This window comes from Nocardia bovistercoris, from assembly GCF_015674855.1.
Lineage (GTDB): Bacteria > Actinomycetota > Actinomycetes > Mycobacteriales > Mycobacteriaceae > Nocardia > Nocardia bovistercoris.
Genome location: NZ_JADMLG010000003.1, coordinates 532852 through 555157, shown reverse-complemented (window position 1 = coordinate 555157; position 22306 = coordinate 532852). Strand labels below are relative to the sequence as shown.

24 protein-coding genes are annotated in these 22306 nt (G+C 67.7%); 21 read left to right on the top strand and 3 right to left on the bottom strand.

Translation table 11 applies throughout. From position 1 onward, the window contains the following. The first annotated feature begins 16 nt into the window (after nt 1–16). The 10 genes from IT779_RS10590 (at nt 17) to IT779_RS10545 (ending at nt 9022) form a co-directional block, all read left to right on the top strand. Nucleotides 17–469, top strand: a complete 453-nt coding sequence (locus IT779_RS10590) for a MaoC family dehydratase (RefSeq protein ID WP_196149050.1) — start codon at nt 17–19, stop codon at nt 467–469. Continuing rightward, nucleotides 466–1200, top strand: a complete 735-nt coding sequence (fabG, locus tag IT779_RS10585) for a 3-oxoacyl-ACP reductase FabG (RefSeq protein WP_196149049.1) — start codon at nt 466–468, stop codon at nt 1198–1200. Before IT779_RS10590 ends, fabG begins: the two co-directional genes overlap by 4 nt. After that, nucleotides 1197–1976 (top strand): enoyl-CoA hydratase/isomerase family protein, encoded by a 780-nt coding sequence (locus tag IT779_RS10580; protein WP_332838738.1) that lies wholly within the window; start codon nt 1197–1199, stop codon nt 1974–1976. The genes fabG and IT779_RS10580 overlap by 4 nt, the downstream gene beginning before the upstream one ends. Before the next feature lie 2 nt (nt 1977–1978). Next, nucleotides 1979–2788 (top strand): enoyl-CoA hydratase/isomerase family protein, encoded by an 810-nt coding sequence (locus tag IT779_RS10575; RefSeq protein WP_196149048.1) that lies wholly within the window; start codon nt 1979–1981, stop codon nt 2786–2788. Beyond that, entirely contained in the window at nt 2788–2979 is a 192-nt protein-coding gene (locus IT779_RS10570) for a hypothetical protein (protein ID WP_196149047.1), read from the top strand. The genes IT779_RS10575 and IT779_RS10570 overlap by 1 nt, the downstream gene beginning before the upstream one ends. Further along, nucleotides 2976–4181, top strand: coding sequence for an acetyl-CoA C-acetyltransferase (locus IT779_RS10565; RefSeq protein WP_196149046.1), 1206 nt, complete (start codon nt 2976–2978; stop codon nt 4179–4181). The genes IT779_RS10570 and IT779_RS10565 overlap by 4 nt, the downstream gene beginning before the upstream one ends. Before the next feature lie 17 nt (nt 4182–4198). Next, complete coding sequence (locus IT779_RS10560; protein WP_196149045.1) at nt 4199–5629, top strand: OB-fold domain-containing protein; 1431 nt, start codon at nt 4199–4201, stop codon at nt 5627–5629. Further along, nucleotides 5626–6819 (top strand): acetyl-CoA acetyltransferase, encoded by a 1194-nt coding sequence (locus tag IT779_RS10555; protein WP_196149044.1) that lies wholly within the window; start codon nt 5626–5628, stop codon nt 6817–6819. The genes IT779_RS10560 and IT779_RS10555 overlap by 4 nt, the downstream gene beginning before the upstream one ends. A gap of 64 nt (nt 6820–6883) precedes the next feature. Then, entirely contained in the window at nt 6884–7747 is an 864-nt protein-coding gene (locus IT779_RS10550; RefSeq protein WP_196149043.1) for an SDR family NAD(P)-dependent oxidoreductase, read from the top strand. Nucleotides 7748–7789: 42 nt separating this feature from the next. Further along, nucleotides 7790–9022, top strand: a complete 1233-nt coding sequence (locus tag IT779_RS10545) for an NAD(P)/FAD-dependent oxidoreductase (protein ID WP_196149042.1) — start codon at nt 7790–7792, stop codon at nt 9020–9022. On the opposite strand, the gene IT779_RS10540 is transcribed toward IT779_RS10545, so the two are convergent. Both IT779_RS10540 and IT779_RS10535 read right to left on the bottom strand, forming a co-directional pair. Then, a complete protein-coding gene (locus tag IT779_RS10540; RefSeq protein ID WP_196149041.1) occupies nt 9019–9753 on the bottom strand; it encodes a TetR/AcrR family transcriptional regulator in 735 nt (244 codons plus the stop codon). The genes IT779_RS10545 and IT779_RS10540 overlap by 4 nt on opposite strands. A gap of 68 nt (nt 9754–9821) precedes the next feature. Then, a complete protein-coding gene (locus IT779_RS10535; RefSeq protein ID WP_196149040.1) occupies nt 9822–10979 on the bottom strand; it encodes an acyl-CoA dehydrogenase family protein in 1158 nt (385 codons plus the stop codon). Between the two features lie 369 nt (nt 10980–11348). Between IT779_RS10535 and IT779_RS10530 the strand changes: the two genes are divergently transcribed. Continuing rightward, the gene (locus IT779_RS10530) at nt 11349–11990 is read left to right on the top strand and encodes a TetR/AcrR family transcriptional regulator (protein WP_196149039.1); all 642 of its coding nucleotides are present in this window, start codon (nt 11349–11351) and stop codon (nt 11988–11990) included. Between the two features lie 58 nt (nt 11991–12048). On the opposite strand, the gene IT779_RS10525 is transcribed toward IT779_RS10530, so the two are convergent. Beyond that, nucleotides 12049–13041 (bottom strand): hypothetical protein, encoded by a 993-nt coding sequence (locus IT779_RS10525; protein WP_196149038.1) that lies wholly within the window; start codon nt 13039–13041, stop codon nt 12049–12051. Nucleotides 13042–13400: 359 nt separating this feature from the next. On the opposite strand from IT779_RS10525, the gene IT779_RS10520 reads away from it, so the two are divergent. From IT779_RS10520 to IT779_RS10475, 10 genes are all read left to right on the top strand, one after another. After that, on the top strand, nt 13401–14384 hold the full coding sequence (locus tag IT779_RS10520) for a spirocyclase AveC family protein (protein WP_196149037.1): 984 nt from the start codon (nt 13401–13403) through the stop codon (nt 14382–14384). 185 nt (nt 14385–14569) lie between these two features. Next, nucleotides 14570–15286, top strand: coding sequence for a hypothetical protein (locus tag IT779_RS10515; RefSeq protein WP_196149036.1), 717 nt, complete (start codon nt 14570–14572; stop codon nt 15284–15286). After that, on the top strand, nt 15283–15867 hold the full coding sequence (locus tag IT779_RS10510) for a cytochrome c oxidase subunit 3 (RefSeq protein WP_196149035.1): 585 nt from the start codon (nt 15283–15285) through the stop codon (nt 15865–15867). Before IT779_RS10515 ends, IT779_RS10510 begins: the two co-directional genes overlap by 4 nt. 8 nt (nt 15868–15875) lie before the next feature. Continuing rightward, entirely contained in the window at nt 15876–16133 is a 258-nt protein-coding gene (locus IT779_RS10505; protein ID WP_332838737.1) for a cytochrome C oxidase subunit IV family protein, read from the top strand. Nucleotides 16134–16212: 79 nt separating this feature from the next. Further along, nucleotides 16213–17067, top strand: a complete 855-nt coding sequence (locus tag IT779_RS10500; protein ID WP_196149034.1) for an SDR family oxidoreductase — start codon at nt 16213–16215, stop codon at nt 17065–17067. Nucleotides 17068–17503: 436 nt separating this feature from the next. After that, nucleotides 17504–18388, top strand: a complete 885-nt coding sequence (locus IT779_RS10495; protein WP_196149033.1) for an ABC transporter permease — start codon at nt 17504–17506, stop codon at nt 18386–18388. Between the two features lies 1 nt (nt 18389). Next, on the top strand, nt 18390–19232 hold the full coding sequence (locus tag IT779_RS10490; RefSeq protein WP_196149032.1) for an MlaE family ABC transporter permease: 843 nt from the start codon (nt 18390–18392) through the stop codon (nt 19230–19232). A gap of 4 nt (nt 19233–19236) precedes the next feature. Next, nucleotides 19237–20319, top strand: coding sequence for an Mce family protein (locus IT779_RS10485; RefSeq protein WP_196149031.1), 1083 nt, complete (start codon nt 19237–19239; stop codon nt 20317–20319). After that, nucleotides 20316–21320 carry an MlaD family protein gene (locus IT779_RS10480; protein WP_196149030.1) on the top strand — a complete coding sequence of 335 codons (1005 nt, stop codon included), beginning with the start codon at nt 20316–20318 and terminating at the stop codon, nt 21318–21320. Before IT779_RS10485 ends, IT779_RS10480 begins: the two co-directional genes overlap by 4 nt. Then, entirely contained in the window at nt 21305–22306 is a 1002-nt protein-coding gene (locus IT779_RS10475) for an MlaD family protein (RefSeq protein ID WP_196149029.1), read from the top strand. Before IT779_RS10480 ends, IT779_RS10475 begins: the two co-directional genes overlap by 16 nt.

Below are 22306 nucleotides of genomic sequence, written 5' to 3'. Positions count from 1 at the left end.
GAACGTGAGGAGCGCGATGAAGATCTTCGACGGGATCGCCGAGCTGAGCGCCGCGGCCGGGCAGGAACTCGGCAGCAGCGAGTGGACGGTGATCGAGCAGCCGAAGGTCGACACCTTCGCCGATGCGACCGGTGATCATCAGTGGATTCACTGCGATCCGGCGCGCGCGGCCGAAGGGCCCTTCGGGGGCACCATCGCGCACGGGCTGCTCACTCTCGCACTGCTACCCGTGCTGCAACACCAGATCTATCGGGTGGACAACGTGGGCATGGCGATCAACTACGGCCTGAACAAAGTGCGGTTCCCGGCTCCTGTCCGAGTCGGCGCCAGAGTGCGCGCGAGTTCGACGTTACTCGAGGTCACACCGCTGGAAGGCGCGGCGCAGGCGGTGCTGTCCACCGTGATCGAGATCGAAGGTGGCGGCAAACCGGCTTGCGTGGCCGAGTCGATCGTGCGGTACGTGGCGTGACCGGGCTGATCGAGGGCCGGACGGCGGTGGTCACCGGCGCGGCGCGGGGGATAGGAGAAGCCATCGCCCGGTTGTTGGCCGAGCACGGCGCGAATGTCGTCGTCGCCGATCTCGATGCCGAGCGTGCGCGAGCGACCGCGGACGATCTGCCCGCGGCTCTCGGCGTGGGTTGCGACGTCACCGACGAGCAGGCGGTGGACGCCCTCGTGCACAGGGCGAGAGCGGAATTCGGGTCACTGGACATCTTCGTGAACAACGCGGGCATCACCAGGGACGCGTCGCTGCGCAAGATGCGGGTCGAGGATTTCGAAGCCGTCGTCGATGTGCACCTGAAGGGAACCTGGCTCGGGGTGCGGGCGGCGTCGGCACTCATGCGCGAGGCCGGAAGCGGCTCGATCGTGAACATCTCGTCGCTGTCGGGGAAATCGGGCAATCCCGGACAGACCAATTACAGCGCCGCCAAAGCGGGCATCGTCGGTCTGACCAAGGCCGCCGCGAAAGAGCTCGCACACCACGACATCCGGGTCAACGCGGTGCAACCGGGGCTGATCCGCACCGCGATGACCGAGGCGATGCCGCCGGAGGTTTTCGCCGAACGCGAAGCCGCCATCCCGATGCAGCGCGCGGGCGAGCCCGTCGAAGTGGCCGGAGCGGTGTTGTTCCTGGCTTCGGACCTGTCGAGCTATATGACCGGCGGCGTGCTCGAGGTCGGCGGAGGTCGATTGATGTGACCGAGGTGAGGTCAGCGCCGGTGACCGTGCGCACCGAAGGCACGGTGGGCCACATCGTGTTGAACCGCCCGCGCGCGCTCAATGCCATCACCACCGAGCTCGGCCGCGCACTGCACGACGCACTGGTCGATCTCGCGAGCCGAACTCGCGTCGTGGTCATCCGCGGCGCCGAAGGCAATTTCTCGGTCGGCGGCGATTTCCGCGAACTGGAAAGGCTGCGCGCGCAGGGGCCCGACGCGGTGCGCCCGCTGTTCGAGAACTTCGCGCGCGCCTGCGCGGTCATCCCGGATCTGCCGATTCCGGTCGTGGCGGCCGTGGAGGGCTACGCGATGGCGGGCGGCTTCGAGCTGATGCAGGCCTGCGACATCGCTGTCGTCCGGTCCGACGCCGAGCTGGCGGACAACCACGTCAACTTCGGCCAGATTCCCGGCGGCGGCGGATCGCAGCGGCTGCCCCGGCTGGCGGGTCGCCAGCGCGCGCTCGGTCACCTCCTCGGCGGCGAGCCGTTGTCAGGTGACGAGGCGGCGGCATGGGGCCTCGCCTACCGCAGCCTGCCGCCGGAGACCTTCGAAGCCGGGGTCCAGGCGCTGGCCGAGCGCATCGCCGGGCACGACCCCGCCGCCGTGTCCGGAATAAAGAACCTGGTGCACAACGGATTCGAGCTTCCGCTGCCGGACGCGCTCGCGGTCGAACTCGATGCCGTCGTCGCGCACGTGACCGGAGACGCCGCGGCGCGCGGCATCGCGGCTTTCCACCGCACGACAGCGAAGGAGTGATCATGGGCGAGAGTCTGATCGCGGAAGGACCCGTGCTGCTCGACCTCGACGACAGCGGTGTCGCCGCGTTGACCCTGAACCGGCCCGAGGCCGCGAACGGCATGGACGTACCGCTGCTACAGGCCATGCACGCGGCCATCCTGCGTTGCCACGGTGACGCGCGGGTCCGCGTGGTCACCCTGTCCGGCGCGGGCAAGAACTTCTGCGCCGGTGGCGATGTGCGCACCTTCGCGGCCAAGGGCGCCGCACTGCCCGACTACCTGCGGGAGGCCACCGCCTGGCTTCAGCTCGCGGTCTCCGCGCTGGTGCAGCTGCGTGCCCCGGTCCTCGCCGCCGTGCATGGCTTCGCGGCGGGCGGCGGCGGGTTCGGCCTCGTCTGCGCCGCCGATCTGGTGATCGCGACGGAATCGGCGAAATTCATGTCGGGAGCGGTCCGGGTCGGTATGGCGCCCGACGCCGGAGTGACCGTCACGCTGCCCCGACTCGTCGGGTTCCGCAAGGCGATGGAGATCCTGCTGACCAATCCGACCATCACGGCCGACGAGGCGCTGCGGATCGGTCTGGTGTCGCGCGTCGTGCCCGACGAGCGACTGCGGGAAGAAGTCGAGACCCTCGCGCGCTCGCTCGCCGCGGGCGCGCCGCAGTCGCTCGCGGCCACCAAGCGGCTGCTGTGGAATTCGATCGGAGCGGGGCTCGAGACGCAGCTGCCGCACGAGGCAAGGACCGTTGCCGAGCTGTCGGGCACCGCGGACGCGCGCGAAGGACTGGCCGCCGTGCTCGAACGCCGCGCCCCGGAATTCACGGGCCACTGATGCCGGGCGAGGTTCATAACGCGGGTGAACTCGAGCAGGCCCGGTGGATACGGCCGGGGAACCTGGTGGCGTGGGGGCAGGCATGCGCCGAACCACTCGCCATGACCACCGAGTCGCCGCGCCGCCGCGCCGAGATCGGCAACGGGGCGCGGGCGGCCGAGACCACCACGCGGAGAGAGAGTTTCGTATGAGAAGAGCAGCGCTCGTCGCGCCGCTTCGTACCCCGGTCGGCGCCTTCGGCGGTGCCCTGCGATCGGTGCGGGCCCACGATCTGGCCGCCGCCGTCATCCGCGCGGTCGTGGCGCGATCCGGGCTGGATCCGGCCCGGATCGATGATGTCGCCTTCGCCCAGTCCTACGCGAATTCCGAGGCTCCGTGCATCGGCCGGTGGGCCGCGTTGCACGCGGACCTGCCGATCGAGGTGCCGGGGTTCCAGACCGACCGCCGCTGTGGCGGCGGCCTGCAGGCCGTGGTCACCGCGGCGATGATGGTCCAGACCGGCGCCGCGGACGTGGTCGTCGCGGGCGGCGTCGAGAGCATGAGCAATATCGAGCACTACACCACCGCGGCGCGCTGGGGCAGCGGATCCGGCAACCTGGCCCTGTACGACCGACTCGATCGCGGCCGGGAACGGTCGCAACCGGAATGGCGCTTCGGGCCGATCAGCGGAATGATCGAGACCGCCGAGAACGTGGCGCGCCGGTACGGGATCACTCGCGAGGCGGCCGACGCCTTCGCCGTGCGCAGCCATCGGCGCGCCGCGCGGGCGCGGTCGGAAGGCCGATTCGCCGAAGAGATCGTTTCCGTCCCGGCGCCGCGGCGGCGCGGTGATCCGGTGGTCGTCGACGCCGACGAGGGGATCAGGGCCGACTCGACTCCGGAAATCCTCGCGCGGTTGCGGGCGATTCTGCCCGACGGCACGGTGACAGCGGGCAATTCGTCCCAGCAGAACGACGCGGCGGCGGCCTGTCTGGTCGTCGCCGAGGACCGGCTCGACGAACTCGGCCTCGAACCGATCGGGTTCCTGCGCGGCTGGGCGGCTGCGGGCTGCGATCCGGCGACCATGGGCCTCGGTCCGGTTCCCGCCGTGGCGAAATTGTTCGCCCGCACCGGAATCGGCTTCGACGACCTCGACCTGATCGAGGTGAACGAAGCGTTCGCCTGTCAGGTTCTCGGTGTGCTCGCGGGGTGGGGGCTGACCGAGGCCGAGGTGTCCGACCGCCTCAACGTCAACGGGTCGGCGATCTCGCTCGGACATCCGATCGGCGCCACCGGTGTACGCATCCTCGTCACCGCGCTGCACGAATTGCGCAGACGAGCAGGGAAACTCGCCCTCGCGACCATGTGCATCGGGGGCGGCCAGGGCATGGCGGCACTGATCGAAGCAGCCTGAGGAACGCGAGGACGACGATGGATACTCCCTTTTCTCTGGTCGGGTATGCGAGCTATCTGCCCCGGCACCGGTTGTCGCGGGCCGAGATATCGGCCGCGCTCGGCAGTGGGCCGGGCCGAGGAGCGCGCGTGGTCGCCGGATTCGACGAAGACAGCACGACCATGGGATTCGAAGCGATCCGGGCCGCGCTGCGGGCGACGGGTGCGGACGCCACATCCGCCATCTACTTCGCCACGACCTCGCCCGCCTACCTCGACAAGACAAACGCCTGCGCGGTGCACGCCGCGCTCGGACTTCCCGCGTCGGTCTTCGCGGCCGACGTCGGCGGCGCCGCTCGATCGGCGGTCGCCGCATGGCGGGCCGCCGCGGCATGCGGCGGTTCGGTCGTGCTGGCCGACGTCCGCGGCGGCAGGCCCGGTTCGGCCGACGAGCGCGGCGGCGGTGACGGCGCCGCGGCGTTCCTGTTCGGCGACGCCGATGCCGCGATCGCCGACGTCCTCGCGCAGGCGTCGCGCTCCCTGGAGATCCTGGATCGCTGGCGCGACCCCGCTTCGGCGTCAGGTGATCTGTGGGAAGAGCGCTTCGGCCTCGAGGAGTACCTTCCCGTTGCCGGGCAATGCGTCCGCGAGGTGCTGGCCGAGGCCGGCCTCGACGGGGTCGACCACGCACTCGTGGTGTCGCCGAACCCGGCGGTGCAGAAGAACGCCGCCGAGTTCGGCGCCGGTGCGCGGACCCACATTTCGCCGATCGGACACAGCGGATGCGCCGACCTCGGTGTCGGTCTCGCCGATGTGCTCGATCAGGCGGCGCCGGGGGAGACGATCCTGGTGATCTCGGTCGCCGACGGATGCGACGCCCTGCTCCTGCGCACCACCGCGCGGCTGGCCGAGCGCAGGCAGGCGATTCCGGTGCGCGACCAACTCGCGGCAGGCGCCGACATCGGCTACTTCACCTACCTGAGCTGGCGCGGTCACCTCGATCGCGAGCCGCCGCGGCGCCCCGAACCCGATCGCCCGGCGGCGCCGCCGAGCGCGCGGGCCAGGGACTGGAAATTCACGTTCACCGCAAGCCGTTGTCTGGCTTGCGGATTCGTGCAGCTGCCGCCCGCGCGGGTGTGCAAGAAGTGCGGGTCGGTCGACGAGACCGAGCCGATTCCGATGGCCGACGCGAGCGGTGTCGTTGCCACCTACACCGTGGACCGTCTCGCATTCTCCCCATCGCCGCCGCTGGTCGACGCGGTGGTCGATTTCGACGGCGGCGGCCGGTACACCCTCGAGGTCGCCGACGCCAGGCCCGACGATCTGGCGATCGGTGTCCGCGCGGATCTCGTCTTCCGGCGCCTCTACACCGCCGCCGGGGTGCACAACTACTTCTGGAAAGCCAGGTTGCGGCCCGCACCCGACGTCGAATCCGCCGCGACCGTCGAGAAAGCGGGAGTATCGGCGTGAGCAGCAACGGAATTCGTGATCGGGTCGCCGTCGTCGGCATGGGATGCACGCGATTCGGCGAGCACTGGCACTCCTCGGTCGACGACATGGTGATCGACGCGGCGACCGAAGCCTTCGCGTGCGCGCGCGGGCTGGACCGCGCCGACATCGACGCGTACTGGTTCGGCACGCTCGCCTCGGGACAGTCCGGGATGACGCTGAGCCGTGCGCTCGCGGTCGCGTACAAGCCGGTCACCAGGGTCGAGAACTACTGCGCGACCGGGTCTGAGGCGTTCCGAAACGCTTGTTACGCAGTCGCGTCCGGCGCCTACGACCGGGTCATGGCGATCGGAGCCGAGAAGCTCAAGGACTCCGGGTACTCCGGCTTGCTGCGCGCCGACCCGCCCGGCGACGGCACGGCCGCCGAGTCGATCCTGACCGCACCCGCCGCCTTCTCCCTGCTCGATCCGGCCTACAGCGGCAGATACGGCCTCGACCCGGGCGAGATGCGCGCGGCGATGACCCACGTGGCATGGAAGAACCACGCCAACGGCGCGCGTAATCCCAAGGCGCAGTTCCGGTCCGGGGTATCCAAGGAGAAGATCGAGGCGGCGCCGAAGGTCGCAGGCCGCCTCGGAGTGTTCGACTGCTCGGGGGTGTCGGACGGCGCGGCCGCGGCGCTGATCGTGCGTGCCGAGGACGCCCACCACTACACAGACCGTCCGATGTACGTCAAAGGGCTGTCGCTGGCCGCGGGTCCCGCACTCGGCGCGACGGATCCGAGCTACGACTACACCACGTTCCCGGAGGTGGTGCACAGCGCGCGCGACGCCTATGCGCAGGCGGGCATCGAAGACCCGCGCCGCGACATCTCGCTGGCCGAGGTCCACGACTGCTTCACCCCGACCGAGCTCGTATTGATGGAGGATCTCGGCTTCGCCGAGCGCGGTACGGCATGGAAGGAGATCCTCGACGGAGCCTTCGACCTCGACGGCGGACTGCCGGTGAATCCCGACGGCGGGCTCAAGTCCTTCGGACACCCGGTCGGCGCGAGCGGTCTGCGCATGCTGTACGAGTGCTGGCTGCAGTTCCGCGGCGAGGCCGGACAGCGACAGCTGCGCGACCCGAGGATCGGGCTGACCCACAATCTCGGCGGCAGGCCGGGCAGTTGTGTGTCCTTCGTGTCGATCGTCGGCGCCGAACTCGGTTGAGCGAGAACCGGCGTTGACCTCAGGCGCACTCTTTTTTATATTAGATTAAAGAATGGAGGCCGAGATGGCTGGAGTCGAGGATCGCGTCGTCGTCGTCACGGGTGCGGGCAACGGGCTCGGGCGTGAATACGCGCTGCTGCTGGCACGCGGCGGGGCCAAGGTCGTGGTCAACGATCTGGGCGGAGCCCGCGACGGATCGGGAAGCGACAGCGCGGTGGCCGACATCGTGGTCGAGGAGATCCGGGAAGCGGGCGGGCAGGCCGTCGCCAACTACGACACCGTGGCCACGGAGGAGGGCGCGGCCGCGATCATCGAAACGGCGCTCACCGCCTTCGGCGCCGTGCACGGTGTGGTCAACAACGCGGGAATCCTGCGGGACAAGGCATTTCACAAACTGGACGCAGCCGAGTGGGATCTCGTCACGCGGGTCCACCTGGCGGGCGGCTTCCACGTCACCAGGCAGGCGTGGCCGCACCTGCGCGAGCAGGGCTTCGGCCGGATCGTCGTGGCGACCTCGACCAGCGGTCTCTACGGCAACTTCGGCCAGGCGAACTACGGCGCCGCCAAATCCGGACTCGTCGGCCTGGTCAACACTCTCGCGATCGAGGGTGCGCGGCACGGCATCCTGGCCAACGCCGTCGCGCCGATAGCCGCGACGCGCATGACCCAGGACGTCGCGACCGCCGAGGTGCTGGCCGAGCTGCCCGCGGCGCACGTGGCTCCGGTGGTCGGCTACTTGATGTCGGAGGAATGCTCCGACAGCGGCACGGTCGTGGTCGCGGGCGGCGGTCAGGTGCACCGCGTGCAGTACTTCCAGTCCAAGGGCTTCTCCTTCACCGAAACCCCGTCCATAGACGAGATCGCGGCCAACTGGAGTCGGATCACGGACATGGACGCGGCGGTCCCCGGCGTCAACCCGGTGGGCTGAGGCCAACGGCGAGTTCGTGAGCGGCGAAGAGAGGCGAAGGCGATGACGATCGACGACATGGTGGTGGTCGGGGCGGGCTTGGCCGGGCTGCGGGCCGCCGAGGCCGCGCGGAAGACAGGCTTCGCCGGTTCGATCACCATGATCGGCGCCGAACCCCACCTGCCCTACGATCGGCCTCCGCTGTCGAAGGCGTACCTCGATCCGCTCGAGTCCGGACAACAGCCCGCGTCGACCACATTCCGTCCCGCGCGGACTTTGCGCGAGGAATTGGGTGTCGACCTCGCCCTCGGTACCGCGGTGACCGGACTGGACACCGGTGCCAAACAGGTACACCTCGGCGAGCGGGCGATCGGCTACGACGCGCTCGTCATCGCGACCGGCGCGGACGCCCGTTCACTGCCCGGCTCGGCGGGACTGGCCGGGGTCCACGCACTGCGCACTCTCGACGACGCGATCGCGGTGCGCGCCGCGCTGGACGCGGGGGCGCGCACGGTGGTGATCGGCGCGGGATTCATCGGGTCGGAGGTGGCTTCGGGAGCGCGCAAACGCGGACTGGAGGTCACGGTGCTCGAATCCATGCCGACCCCGCTCGTGCGGGCGATCGGCGAGCTCATGGGTCCCCGGTGCGCGTCGCTGCACGAGAAGAACGGCGCCGACCTGCGTTGCGGGGTCACGGTGACCGGACTGCTCGGCCAGGGCAAGGTCGAAGCGGTGCGACTCTCGGACGGCTCCGCGATCCCCGCGGACCTGGTTGTGGTCGGCATCGGCGCCGTCCCCGCCACCGGGTGGCTGACAGGTTCGGGTCTCACGATCGACAACGGCGTCGTCTGTGACTCGACCCTGTGGGCAGGCGTCGATGGTGTGTACGCGGCGGGCGATGTCGCGCGGTGGCACAACGACCTGTTCGACCGGTCGATGCGGCTCGAGCACTGGACCAGTGCGGCCGAGCAGGGCACGATCGCTGCCCGCAACGCTCTGAATCCCGCTGCGGCGCAAGCCTATCGGACGGTTCCGTACTTCTGGTCCGACTGGTACGACAGCCGCATCCAGTTCGTCGGAGTACCCACCGCCGACGAGGTGACGGTCGTCGACGGCGACTTCGACCGCGACGGCCGCTGCGTGGCGCTGTATCGCGAAGGCGACCGCCTCGCCGGGGTGCTCACGGTCAACGGGCAATCGGTGATCATGAAGTACCGCGGCCTGCTCATGCGACGAGCCGGCTGGGCGGACGCGTTGGCGTTCGCGGAAACCAGACGCGCCGCCAGGACCGGTTAGGCCGATCGGGTATCGGTGGTGACGCCGGTCTGTTTTCGTGCCGTCGCGCGCGCGGTCCTGCGGGTTCGGGAGCGTGGGGGGACCGTCGGCACCTGATCCGGGTCGGGGCTGAGTCCGTGGCGGACGATGGTTTTCGCGGTGCTGATGGTCTTCTCCAGCGAACCGCGGCGCGGGTTCCACCATTCCGCCGCCCAGTTGAGCGCGCCGAGCACCAGCATCCGTGCGGCGCCCGCGTCCAGTTCGGGGCGGAGGTAGCCCTCTTCCAGCGCATCCTGGAACAGTTTGCGCCAGATGTCGCCATAGCGGGTGGCTTCCTGGTCGTAGCGGGCGCGGATCTGCTCGGGGATCTGGCCCGCGTTGCGGATCGCGGCCGCGGTGTAGTCCGACACCGACAACTCGAAGCGCAGGTGGGCCTCGACCGCCGACTCGATACGTTCCAGTGCGGTCGTCTCGGCCGGTATCTCGTCCAGTGTCTGCTCGAGGTGATCGGCCATGTGCGCCAGCCCGGTCCACATGACCTCCTCGATGAGTTCTTCGCGCGAGGAGTAGTAGTAATAGATGGCGGGGGCTTGGAGTTCGGCCTCGTCGGCGACATCGGCCAACCGCGTGCCCGCGTAACCCTTGCGGCTCAGCACGCGAGCCGCGGCGTCGAGGACGCGTTGGCGGGTGCGCTCGGACTTCGGGCCGCCGTTGTTCCCCGCGGTCTCGTCGGGTGTCGATTTTTTAGGCACGAATCAATAATACGGTTCGAACCGGGGACGGGTGACCCGCGCGTCCGCCGCGGGCCACCCGTCGCGGATCAGCGATCCAGACCGCCGCGCTCGATCAGCTGCCCGATGATGACGTTGCGCTGGATCTCGTTCGTCCCTTCGCCCACGATCATCAACGGGGCGTCCCGGAAATACCGCTCCACGTCGTATTCGGTGGAATAGCCGTAGCCGCCGTGGATTCGCACGGCGCTCAACGCGATCTCCATGGCCGTCTCGGAGGCGTACAGCTTCGCCATCCCGGCCTCCATATCGCAGCGCTGCCCGTTGTCGAATCGCCGCGCGGCATCGAGGACGAGCAGGCGCGCGGCGGTCAGCTTGGTGGCCATATCGGCCAGATAGTGGCCGATGGCCTGGTGTTGCCAGATCGGCTTGCCGAAACTCTCGCGCTGCTTGGCGTATTCGAACGCGTCGTCGAACGCGGCCCTTGCGACGCCGAGCGCGCGCGAGGCGACCTGGATCCGGCCCGTCTCGAGACCTTTCATCATCTGGGCGAAGCCCCGTCCCTCCACCCCGCCGAGGACCGCCTCGGCGGGGGCGCGGTAGTTCTCGAAGGACAACTCGCAACTTTCGACACCCTTGTAGCCGAGTTTGGGCAGATCGCGCGAGACCGTGAACCCCGGGCCGGGTTCGATCAGCAGAATGCTGATGCCGCGGTGTCGCGGCGTGGCTTTCGGGTCGGTCTTGCACAGCAGCGCGACGAGCTGGGAACGCCGGGCATTGCTGATCCAGGTCTTGGCGCCGTTGATCACATAGCCGTCGCCGTCGCGGCGCGCGGTGGTGGTCATCGCCTGTAGATCCGATCCGCCGCCGGGTTCGGTGAGCGCCATGGTCGCGCGGACTTCCCCGGTGGCCATCCTGGGCAGGTAGCGTTGCTTCTGCTCCGGAGTTCCGAAGGCCGCCAGCAACTTCGAGACCACCGTGTGCCCACCCATGGCGCCCGCGAGGCTCATCCAGCCGCGGGCGAGTTCCTCCGTGACCGCCACGTAGCACGGCGTGGAGACCGGCGCCTCGCCGTAGGGCTCGGGCACGGCGAGACCGAAGATCCCCATGTGCTTCATCTGTTCGATCAGCTTGTCGGGGTACTCGTTGGCATGTTCCAGTTCACGGGCGACCGGTCGCACCTCCCGGTCCACCCACTCCCGGACCGTGTCGACGACGGACTGCTCTTCGGCGGAAAGGGTGGTCACTGCGTCGCTCCTTCATTGCGCTGTGCGTGATAGATCCTTTGTAGTTTAAGCTAGATTAAATAACAAGGAGCCTCCCGCAGGCGATCCCGCCGCGCGGCGGGTGTCCCCGCGCTTCGGTATCGTCGAGGAACTCGAACGGCGGATCGCGGCCGTCCAGCGGGACGCGGTTGCCGATGGTCCTCGTCGGCGGTTTCGCGCGAAATCTTGTCATCGAGAGGAACTTTCATGGATGCAGGCGCCCGTCGACGTCGGGGCGGGTCCGATGCTGACAGTGCTGTCAATTAGACTGGTCGGGAAGTCCTGAACCGGTCGGGTGTGGCCACCGCGGAGGTCGGGACCGACAAGTACGTGCGGGCCGGTCGAGGAGAGGTGGCGATTGTGGCCGAGGTGGCAGCGGGTCACCGCAGGGGGCGAGGGCGTCCTGCGGGTTCGGACGGCGCCGACACCCGGGATCGCATACTGCACGCGGCGCGTGAGATTTTCAGTGAAGTCGGCTACGACGGAGCGACTTTCAAGGACATCGCGGCGCGAGCCGGGGTGAGTCGCACCAACGTCAATCACCACTTCCACAGCAAGGAAGAGCTGTACCGGATGTTGTTCCAGGCGACGCGCGACAGTGTGATCGCGGTGGGCATCACCGATGCGGCATCCCAGCCGACGCTGGTGGACCGCATGTCGGCGTTCCTGCGTACGGCGGTGCAGATCGATTCGGCGGATCGCACCTACGCGCGCTTCATCGCCTCGTCGCTGTTCGACTCGTTCCGCAATCCCGAGTTCGACGCGAGATCGCGGGATCAGCTCGACGACGTGCGGACCTTCATCAAGGATTCGCTGGAAGACGCCGTCGAGTGCGGCGCCGTCCGCCCGGATATCGACGTCGTGGCGATCACCGAGATGCTGATCGCGGTGATGTGGGGGATGAGTATGTACGCGGGTTTCGTCGGTACGCACGACCAGCTCGAATCGGTGGTGGATCAGTTCGTACGGCTGTTGGAGGGCAGCCTGTGGTGACGAAACTACGCCCGCCCCGTCGAGCCGGGGCGGGCGCGTGTGTGCCGAGGGCGGAGGGTTACGCGTCGGCGGGTACCCGTTCCGGTTCGGGTAGCGCGGGCGGTGCGGCCGAGGATGTCGAGCGCCAGTTGTTGAGCGGCCAGGTCGGCAGCTTCGGCTCGTAGGTCTCGTCCCAGCCGATGCCGCGGATGTATTGCTCGCGCCGTTTCGGCGTCATGAATCGAGACTTGAACAGGCCCCAGAACGTCCATTCGACCGACTTCTCCGTGGCGACCAGTTCCGCGAGCACCCGGATCCACAGCAGCGACAGCGGGACCGTCAGGCATCCGATGGCCCACTGCAGCCAGGTCGGGATATCGGCGTTGATGGCGAGGAAGACCGGGAAGCCCGAGCCGAATTCGCCCATGGTGGTGCCGATGATCCCCAGCGGGATGATCCACAGTTGCTGCCTGCCGTTGTCCTTGACCAGCGGCCACACGTAGTGGACGAGGACCGCGATGGTGCAGATCGCGACTCCGTTGGTGAACGACCAGTAGAACGGGAACTTGTAGAACTCGAGCGGCTGCGTGCCGTAGTACTCGTACACGCCCATGATGACGCCGGGATGTTCCATGACGGCGTCGCTGATGCCCACCGCGGCGAACATCAGGAAGAATCGTTTGACGTCGATGCCGCGCTGGATGATCATCCAGATCCAGTAGGCCTCCAAGCCCATGAACAGCATGTAGCAGGGCGGGATCAAGACCGGTACCGGTATGCCGAAGTTGACGAAGGCCGGGCCGAGCAAGTTCTCCGACCAGCGCAGGTGCCCGACGAGGTCGAGCATCGGCTCACCGAGCGAGGTGCCGAGACCCGCGCCGAGCATCAGGATGGGCAGGGTGTCGCGGAACTGGACGAGGCGCCTGATCGCCCAGGGCAATGCCAACACGACGACCAGCAGACCCGCCCAGAACAGGAAGAACCACGCGGAGAAGTCGCTGGCGACGATCGGTGACGGATGCGGTAGTAGCTCGCCGTATCCCGGCGATGGCGTGTAGCCCGGTTCGTTCATCTCGATTTCCTTTCCCGGAACAGCGACCCGATTCGCTTCGCGCCGGGCGGTGATCCGCCGCGCGAGCACGAGGCGTGCGGCGGGGGTGAGGGGGATGCGGGTGAGTACCCGACGAAGTGATGCTAGACACTTATTGACCTATGTGTCAATATTGTGGCGATGGTCGGTCGCGGCGCCGAATCGGGGTCGCCTACGACATCGACTCTATTTTAGAATAAAAAATGGTGCGGACGCGGTAGCGAAGCCGCCGTATGGATGAGCCGGAAACCGCTGCCGCGGGGAAGATCTCGTTCCCGGTCCGCCCGCGCGAGCCCTGCGCCCTCGGCGCGCGGGTGAACCGAATATCAAGGAGTTCGATCATGGTTGTGCGAGAGAAGCACTCGGCGGGCCCCGCGGTGGCCGCCCCTGCCTCGCGACGCGGCGCGGCGACCGTGTGGGCGGTGGTCGGCGCGGTATGGGTGGTGCTGGCGACGCAGGCGATCCTGCGCTGGGTGCTGTCGGGGGAGCAGTTCGAACCTGCGCCGATCCTCGGACCGGACGAGTATCCGGTGTGGCGCGAATTCGCCCTGCGTGCACTCGAAGTCGCCAGTCTCGCGGTGCTGACGGGCTTCGTTTGGCGCTGTGTGCTCGTGCCGTGGCGTCGCGACGGCAGGCTGTCGCTGGACGGGAAGTTCGTCATCGGCGGGTTGTTCGGGGTGGTGGCCGACGGCTTCCTGAACATCCACCACTATCTGTTCGCTTGGAACGCCCATTCGGTGAACCGCGGCGTGTGGACGGCCTTCCTGCCCTTTCACGACCCGGCGGCGTCCACCCGCTACGCCGAGGGCCTCGCCTGGGGTATTCCGATGTACATCTACTTCTGCACCGGCGCGGCGATCGTCGGCTGTGCCACCGTGCGGTCGCTGCGTCGCCGGTATCCCGCCATCAGCGATGTCAGCGCGTACTCGATCGTTTTCGCCATGGAGTTCACCGGCGGTTTCCTGCTGGAGAACACCATCATCAGGGTCACCCAGGCGTACGGCTACGCGCAGACCACCGCCGCGTTGACGCTGTTCGACGGGTCGCAGTACCAGTTCCCGCTCTACGAGAGCCTGTGCACGGCCGCGCTGGGAGTGGCGTTCACCTATGTCCGACTCTCCGCGCTGGAGAGTGCCGACGGCGTCTCGTGTGTGGAATTCGGATATCGACGGTGGCCGCGTCGCCTGCATGAGCCGGTGCGACTGTTGTCGGTCGTTGGGTTCAGTGCGGCGGCTCTGCTGATGCTCTACCACCTGCCGTTCAACTGGTTCGGCGTTGCCGGACGCTGCATCGCCGATATGCCGAGTTACATGTTGCCGGGGTGAGACAGCCCTCATGAAAGTGACCCTGGACACTAAATGACGCATGTGTCAATATAGGCGGGTCGCCCATGGCGAGCATGCGGGACGGGTCCGCGATGCGCATCTGTTTCGAATCAACCACTATCCTCGCGGGCCGCTCCGACCTTGTCGGCAACCGCGAATACCGCTGACCGAGAACGGAGTTCGAGATGAGTCAAGGGGTGCGCAGACTCTGCGCCTGGTGCGGCCCCGCTTTCGTGGCCGTGTTCTTCCTCGGGGTGGTCCTGACCGGACTGCTGCCGCCGCCATCGCCCGCCGACTCCGCGGCCGAGGTCGCGCACTTCTGGAGCACGCACACCGACGTGCGCCGCATCGGCATCGTGCTGATGATGTTCGCCGCCACCTTGCAGGCGCCGTTCGGCGCGATCATGGCGGTGCGGATCAAGAGCATCGAAGGCAGGGCCGCTCCGTTGGCCTACACCATGATCGTGGGCACCGCGCTGGCGGTCATGGCCATCATCCTGCCGGTCTTCATGTTCGCCGCCGCCTCCTACCGGCCGGAACGGTCACCGGAGATCACCCAGGCGCTCAACGACCTGGCCTGGCTGCCGTTCGTCATGAATCTGCCCGCGGCGCTGTTGCAATGTCTCGCGTTGGCGCTGTCGGTGCTGGGGGACCGGCGCGCGACACCGCTGTGGCCGCGCTGGGTCGGCTATTACAACCTGTGGACGGCATTCCTGTTCTGCGGCGGCGGATTCGCGGTCTTCTTCAAATCCGGCGCGTTCGCCTGGAACGGCGTGCTCGCCTTCTGGATGCCCGCGGTGGTCTTCGGGTCGTGGTTCCTGATCATGTGCTATCTGCTGCTGCGGGTGGATGATCAGGTCGTGCCGGAGCTCGCGCCCGAACCGGAGCTCGCGCCGCGATGACACTGATTCGCGAACGGGTCGCGCGGGCCGAGCCCGCGAAGCGATTGCCGGGCGAGGAGGGAATCTGGGTCTTCGTCCTCGGCGATATGTGTGTCTTCGCACTGTTCTTCGGGATCTTCGTCTTCGAACGCACGCGCGCGCCCGAGGCGTACGAAGCCGGCAGGCAACTGCTCGACACGACCTCGGGAGCGATCAATACGCTGCTGCTGCTCACCAGCTCGCTGCTGGTGGTACGCGCGGTGGCGGCAGGCGACGCCCGGCGCGCCCCGCGCCTTTTCCTGGCCGCGCTGCTGTGCGGAGTCGGATTCGTGATCGTCAAGGCCGTCGAGTGGGCGCGGCTGCTCTCGGCAGGGATGACCCCTTCGGGCGGCGGCTTCTTCGGCTACTACTTCATGTTCACCGGAACTCACCTCGCCCACGTCGTGATCGGCGTTCTCGTACTCGCCCGGCTCGTGCGGCTGAGCAGGAAACCGCGGCCGACCGAACGCACGCGCGTGCTCATCGAGAGCGGCGCCATCTTCTGGCACATGGTCGATCTGCTGTGGGTGGTGCTGTTCCCGCTCTTCTACCTGATGCAGTGAGGCGGACAGTGACGACATCGACCCGAATGACCGCGGTGTGGACCGTGCTGGTCGCCGCGACCTGCGTGTCCTGGGTATTGGGCGCGACTCACCGGGCGGGCGCGGTGTCCGCGATCGCGCTGTTGGCCGTCGCCTTCGTCAAGGTCAGGCTGATCGGCCTGCATTTCATGGAGATTCGCGGCGCGCCGATGGCGCTGCGCGTGGTTTTCGAGATCTACGTCGTCGCGGTGCCGACCGCGCTCTCCGTCCTGGTCCTCACGGCATGAACGCCGCGATCGAACACCGAACCCACCGAACCGCCCGGGCGCGCGAGGAAGTCGCGACCCGCTACGAAATCAGGCAGTCATGAACAAATCCCGAATCACCCGTACGCTCTCCGGCAAGGTCGTCGCCGTCACCGGCGCGGCGCGCGGCATAGGACTGGCCACGGCCACGGCGTCGCACCGGTACGGTGCGCGCGTGGTCCTCGGCGATATCGATGAGGCCGAGGTCAAGGCGTCCGGCGCGCGACTCGGCGGTGACGTCGAAGCCGTCCGGCTCGACGTCACCGACGAGGACTCGTTCGCCGCGTTCCTACGGCAGGCCGAATCCCGTTTCGGCGCGGTGGACGTCCTGATCAACAACGCGGGCATCATGCCGATCGGCCCGTTCCTCGATGAGCCGAACGCGCTGTCCAAGCGCGCGCTGGACATCAATGTCGCGGGGGCGGTCATCGGCATGCGCGCCGTGCTGCCCGCCATGATCGCGCGCGGGAGCGGTCATATCGTGAACGTCGCCTCGATCGCGGGTAAATCGCCGGTGCCCGGTGGACTGATCTACGCCGCGAGCAAGGCGGCCGTCATCTCCGCGACCGAGACCGCACGCGTCGAATTCGCCGGTACCGGAGTGTCTTTCACCTGCGTGCTGCCCTCCTTCACCAATACCGACCTGATCTCGGGAACCACGGGCACCAAGTTCATCGCCAACCTGGAGCCCGAACAAGTCGCCGAGGCCATCGTCGGGGCGGTCGTCGCCAGGAAACCCGACCTCTATCTGCCCGCCGCGGTCGGCGTGATCGCCCGTACGCAACCCCTGCTCGGCCGCCGCCTGCGGGATCGGCTGAACCATCTCATCGGCGCCGACCGCACTTTCCTCGTCGTCGACCACGAGGCGCGCGGCGCCTACGATGCCAGGATCGGCGTCACGGCCCCGCCCGACTGAGTGCGACGAAGGTCGACAACGCTCCGCATTCGAAAATCGCACGGCGATCCCACCACGCGCATCCTGCTCACGGTGCGTTCGGTGTGCATGACTCGGTCTGTATCCGTGCTCAGATTTTCTAATGCAGAGTTTATTTTACTCTTGTGTGTAACTCGACTTATGCTACGCTGAGAGAGTGATCCAGAACACGATCTGCGCGTGAAAACTGCTCTTGTAGAGCAAATATATGCGCGGGATGCGATTTCCGTCGGAGCTGCGCAAAGTCTACGTCGTCGCTACCCATAGCGATAACTATCTAATCCAAGATCGAAATTCTTCGCGCATCGGCAGGTGCGCTCGGAGGCCGATCGGTTGCGCCGATCCAGCGTCAAGGGCAGGGAACAACTATGAAACACCCATCCGCGCAGCGGAATCGGCACGAAGGCAGCCGGATTCGATGAGCGCCACCCTGCTCCGTCCGCTCGCCTCGATCGACGCGGAACCATCCAAGCCGCCTCCCGGGGCTGCTTCACCCGCGCGCCGATTCGGCGCGCATCTGCGGCAGGCCCCTGTTCGGTCACTGGCCACCCTCGGTCGCGCGGCGCGTCTGGCTGCCGCGGTCGTGCGCTACGCCGTCCTCGACTCGGTGCGTTTGCGGTTGCCCGTGTCCGAGGTGGTCGACCAGATGTGGTTGCTGCTCAAGGTCACCGCGTTGCCCGCGCTGCTGATGGCGGTGCCCATCGGGGCGGAGGTCTCGGTGCAGGTCGGCGGCATCATGAATCAGGTCGGCGCGAATTCGCTGGCGGGTGCGGCCAGCGGACTCGGCGTGGTCGGCCAAGGCGCGCCGATGGCGGCGGGCCTGCTCATGAGCGGCGCCGCGGCCTCGGCGATCGCCTCCGATCTCGGCGCGCGCGCCATTCGCGAGGAGATCGACGCCATGCGGGTGATGGGCGTCGACCCGGTCGAGCGCCTGGTCATGCCGCGCTTCCTGGCCATGATCGCGATCTCGCCGATGCTGTGCGTCCTCATCATCGCCGCGGGAGTCGCCGCCGGGCTGATCATCTCGGCGAACGTGAACGACGTTGTGCCCGGCAGCTTCTGGCAGTCCTTCGGCGCCTTCGCGACACCGACCGATCTGCTGTTCTCCGTGCTGAAGGCGCTCGTTTTCGCCACCATCGTGGTGTTCGTCGCGAGCTTGCGCGGGCTGGAGGCCAAGGGCGGGCCCAAGGGCGTGGCGAACGCGGTCAACGCGTCGGTGGTGCTGAGCGTGTTCTGCATCTTCCTGTCGAATCTGCTCATCAGCCAGCTCCAGATGATGTTCTTCCCGGCCCGATTGGCGTAATATGGCAACTCTCGTACCCCGCCCGTTGCGCACCCTCGGTCGCGGCGTCCTCGACATCGGCGAAGAGATCGGCCAGGTGACGATCTTCGTCGCCAAGACCCTCTACCTGCTGCCGACGACGGTGCGCCACTACCGCCGCCAGACGCTGCAGACCATGAACGACATGGCTTGGGGCAGTGGCTCGTTGATCGTGGACGGCGGGGTGGTGAGCCTGATGTTCTTCCTCGGCGTCGCCGTCGGCGCGGTCGTCGCCATCGAGGCGTTCATGGCGTTGAACCTGCTCGGCTTCGGCGCGCTGAGCGGAATCATCGGCTCGTTCGGCAATATCCGCGTGATCGCCCCGATCATCACCGGCATCGGATTCGCGGCGCAGGCGGGCTGCCGGATGACCGCCGAGATCGGCGCGATGCGCATCTCCGACGAGATCGACGCCACCGAGGCGATGGGGCTGCGCGCGATTCCATTCGTGGTCGGCACCAGGCTCATCGGCGGCATGCTCGTGGTGCTGCCCGGATATCTCATGGCGCTGGTCGTGAGCTTCCTGACCGGCGGTGTGATCGTGAAGGTCCTGCACCGACAACCCGCGGGCACCTACGACCACTACTTCGCCCAATTCCTCACCATGGACGATCTGATCGCTTCGGTGTGCAAAGCGGTGCTGTTCTGCGCTGTCGTCACCGTGATCCACTGCTACTACGGCTATTTCGCCTCCGGTGGACCGGCGGGCGTCGGCGCGGCCTCCGGTCGCGCCATCCGGGCCAGTCTGGTGGCGATCGTGGTGATGAACTTCGCTCTGACGGTGGCGATCTGGGGTCTGAGTCCGCTGCTGGTGTTCAAGGGGTAGGCGGATGGCACAGTCGAGGAATCAGGACTTTCTGCGCGGCAGCGACCGCGCGCAGCGGGTGACGGTACTGCTCGCGGCGGGCGCCGTGATCGCGGTCGCGGTGGTCGCCGTGCTCGCGTTCGGGTGGATACGGCCGCGCTACGCCCAGCCCGACGGGCTGCCGGTGTCGATCGAGGTCCCCTATGTCGGACCGGGCGTCACCGAGGGCACGGCCGTGATCTCGCGCGGAGCGCGGATCGGTGCGGTCGTTTCGGTGGACGCCACCGGCCGTCACACACTGCGTCTGCGGATCGAATTGAGCCGGGACCGCGTCAACGGCCTGACCGACTCCTTCGACCTCGACTACCGGCCGCAGAACTACTTCGGCATCACCGCCGTGAATCTGGTGAGCAGGCCAGGGGGAGCACCGCTGACCGGGCCGCGGTCGCTGACCCGAATGCCCGCCGGTGATTTCACCATGTCGACCATGCTGGAACAGGGTTCGCTCGTCATCGACGGCACGCTGACCGACTCGATGATCGCCACGCTGAACAAGGTCATCCGCTACACCGACGGTCTCACCCCGCTGCTCGAGACCGGTGTCCTCGTCGCCGACCGAGTGGCCGTCACCCAGCGCGCGCTGCCCAGCGACCTGCTCGCGGCGGCCGACGATGTTCTGGCGGTGCTGCCCGGTTTCAGCACCCAGACGATCCAGGCGCTCTACAACATGTTCGACACCGAGTTCAACAGCACTGCCGACGGCGGATACCGCGTCGACGACGAAGCGATGGACCAGGCCGACGCGGGCCTGTATCTCGCGGCCAACAATCTCTTCGGGTCGTTGGGCAGGCTGCTCGCTTCGCACCGGCACGAGCTGGAGCCTACGGCCGGACTCGTCGCGACCGTGGCGAACACCGTCCCGCACTTGCTGGACGACGGCGCCGCGCTCGATGAACTCTCGGTATTGGTCGACCGGTACGACGCCGCCTTCACCGGTACGGGCGAGCAGCGACGGCTGCGCGTGCGGCTCGTCCTCGACGACCTGCCCGCACTCGCCACGCCACTGGCCCGGCTCGGCCTGCCCGCCGAATCGGAGGCGCCGCGATGAGCAGCCGCACTCGCACACTGCTGACACTGACGAAAGTGCTGGCGGCCGCGGTCGTGTCCGCCCTGCTCTTCGTCGTCGTGCTGAACGCCATCAAGAATCCGGTCGACGGCGAAACCGAGACGTACGTCGCCGATTTCACCGATGCGTCGGGCCTGCATGTGAACGGCGACGTGCGCAGCAGGGGAGTGCGAATCGGGAAGGTCGTCTCGGTCCGACTCGTGCGCGGCGGCGGGGAAAGTCTCGCGCGCGTCGAATTCTCCCTGGAACACCCCTATCGGCTGACCGATGCGACCGAGCTGGCGATCAAATACCAAAACCTCACCGGCGTGCGCTATATCGACTTCCGGCAGCCGACCCGACCTGGCGCGCCGGTGGACCGACTCGCGGCCGCGAGCACCAAGCCGTCGTTCGACATCACCCGACTGTTCAACGGCTTGCAGCCGGTGCTGACCACGATGAGCACCGACGAGATCAACACCTTCACCGCCAACGCCATCGCGCTGCTCGAGGGTGACGGCGGCGGACTCGCACCGATGCTCGACAGCGTCCAGCGACTCGCCGATCTGGCCCGCGACCGCGAACAGGTCGTCTCCACCCTGGTCGCCAATCTGTGGCGGATCTCCGACGGCATGGGCGGACGTTCCCCGCAGGTAATGGAATTCCTCCGGGCACTGAGTATTCCGGTGGACCAGGCGCTGACGGTGCTCGCCGAGTTCGAGAAGACCTCGGTATTCGGCCCCGAGTTCATGAGCCCGGTACACCGCATCGTCACCGAACTGGGATTGACCAACGACATGGACATCGACGCGCTGCTCGCGCGAAACTTCGCCTCCACCACCGAGGCCGCGCGTGCCGTTCGGCTGTTGCCCGCCGCCATCGCCGGACTCCAGATACCCGGCGGCGCGGGCGCCGTGACGTGTGCGAACGGCGTCGCGACGCTGCCGACCGAAATCGAGGTACTGCTCAACGGGAGCGAGGTCGTGATATGCCACGCGAAATGAGTCCGCGCGCGGTGATCAGCCGATTCGCGGGCAGCGATGTGCTGCTCGGCGGCGCGGTGGTCGCGGTGGCGGCGATCGTGCTCGCGGGCGCGGTCCTGCTGTATGTCCGTCCGCCCGGTCGGGTCGGCGTCGTCTTCGAGACCACCGACGCGGCCTCGATCGGAGTGGGTGCGGAGGTGCGGGTCGCGGGCATCACGGTCGGCAGGGTGAGCGAGTTGTCCCTCGGGGCGCGTGCGGTGCGGGTGCGGGCCGACATCGATGAGGCCACCTTCGTCGGCGACCGGTCGCGGGTCGAGGTGCGCATGCTCACCCCGGTGGGCGGATACGCGGTCACGCTCGTCTCGCTCGGGGACCGGCCGCTGGGAACCGAGGTGATTCCGGCGGACCGAGTCGTGGTTCCCTATTCCATCGGGGATGTCCTACAAGCCGCGCCGACGGTGACCGACAAGGTGGACGGCGCGACGGTCGAGCGGAACATCGACCAGATCGCGACCGCGCTGCGGCACAACCCGGAATCGGTCGGTTCGATGATCGACGGAATGCGTTCCGTCGCCGCCGTTCTGGACCGCCAGCGCACGCAGGTCGCCACCGTGGCCGGTTTGGCGGCGGAGTATCTGCGGACCTTCGATGGCAGCCGCGACTTCGTCTTCGACCTGGTCCGCCGCGTCGATATCATGCTGTCGACCTACAACACGGTGCACGCGGGATTCAACGAGGCGTACCGGCTACTCGGCGACGTGCTCCACCGCATCGAACCACTGGAACGCTTCTACCTCGGCCACAAGGCGGAAGTGGTGGCCGCTGCCACCGAATTACGTTCCGCGCTGGCACAATTCGACAGTGAACTGGGGCCGGTCGTTGACCGGTTGCAGGAGATGCGCGGCATCTTCGCGCAGTGGCTGACCCCGCGGGGACTGGCCGAGATCGGCGCGGGCGCCCTGTCGGTTCCGGAGCTGTGCGTTCCGGTACCCGGACGGACGTGCTGA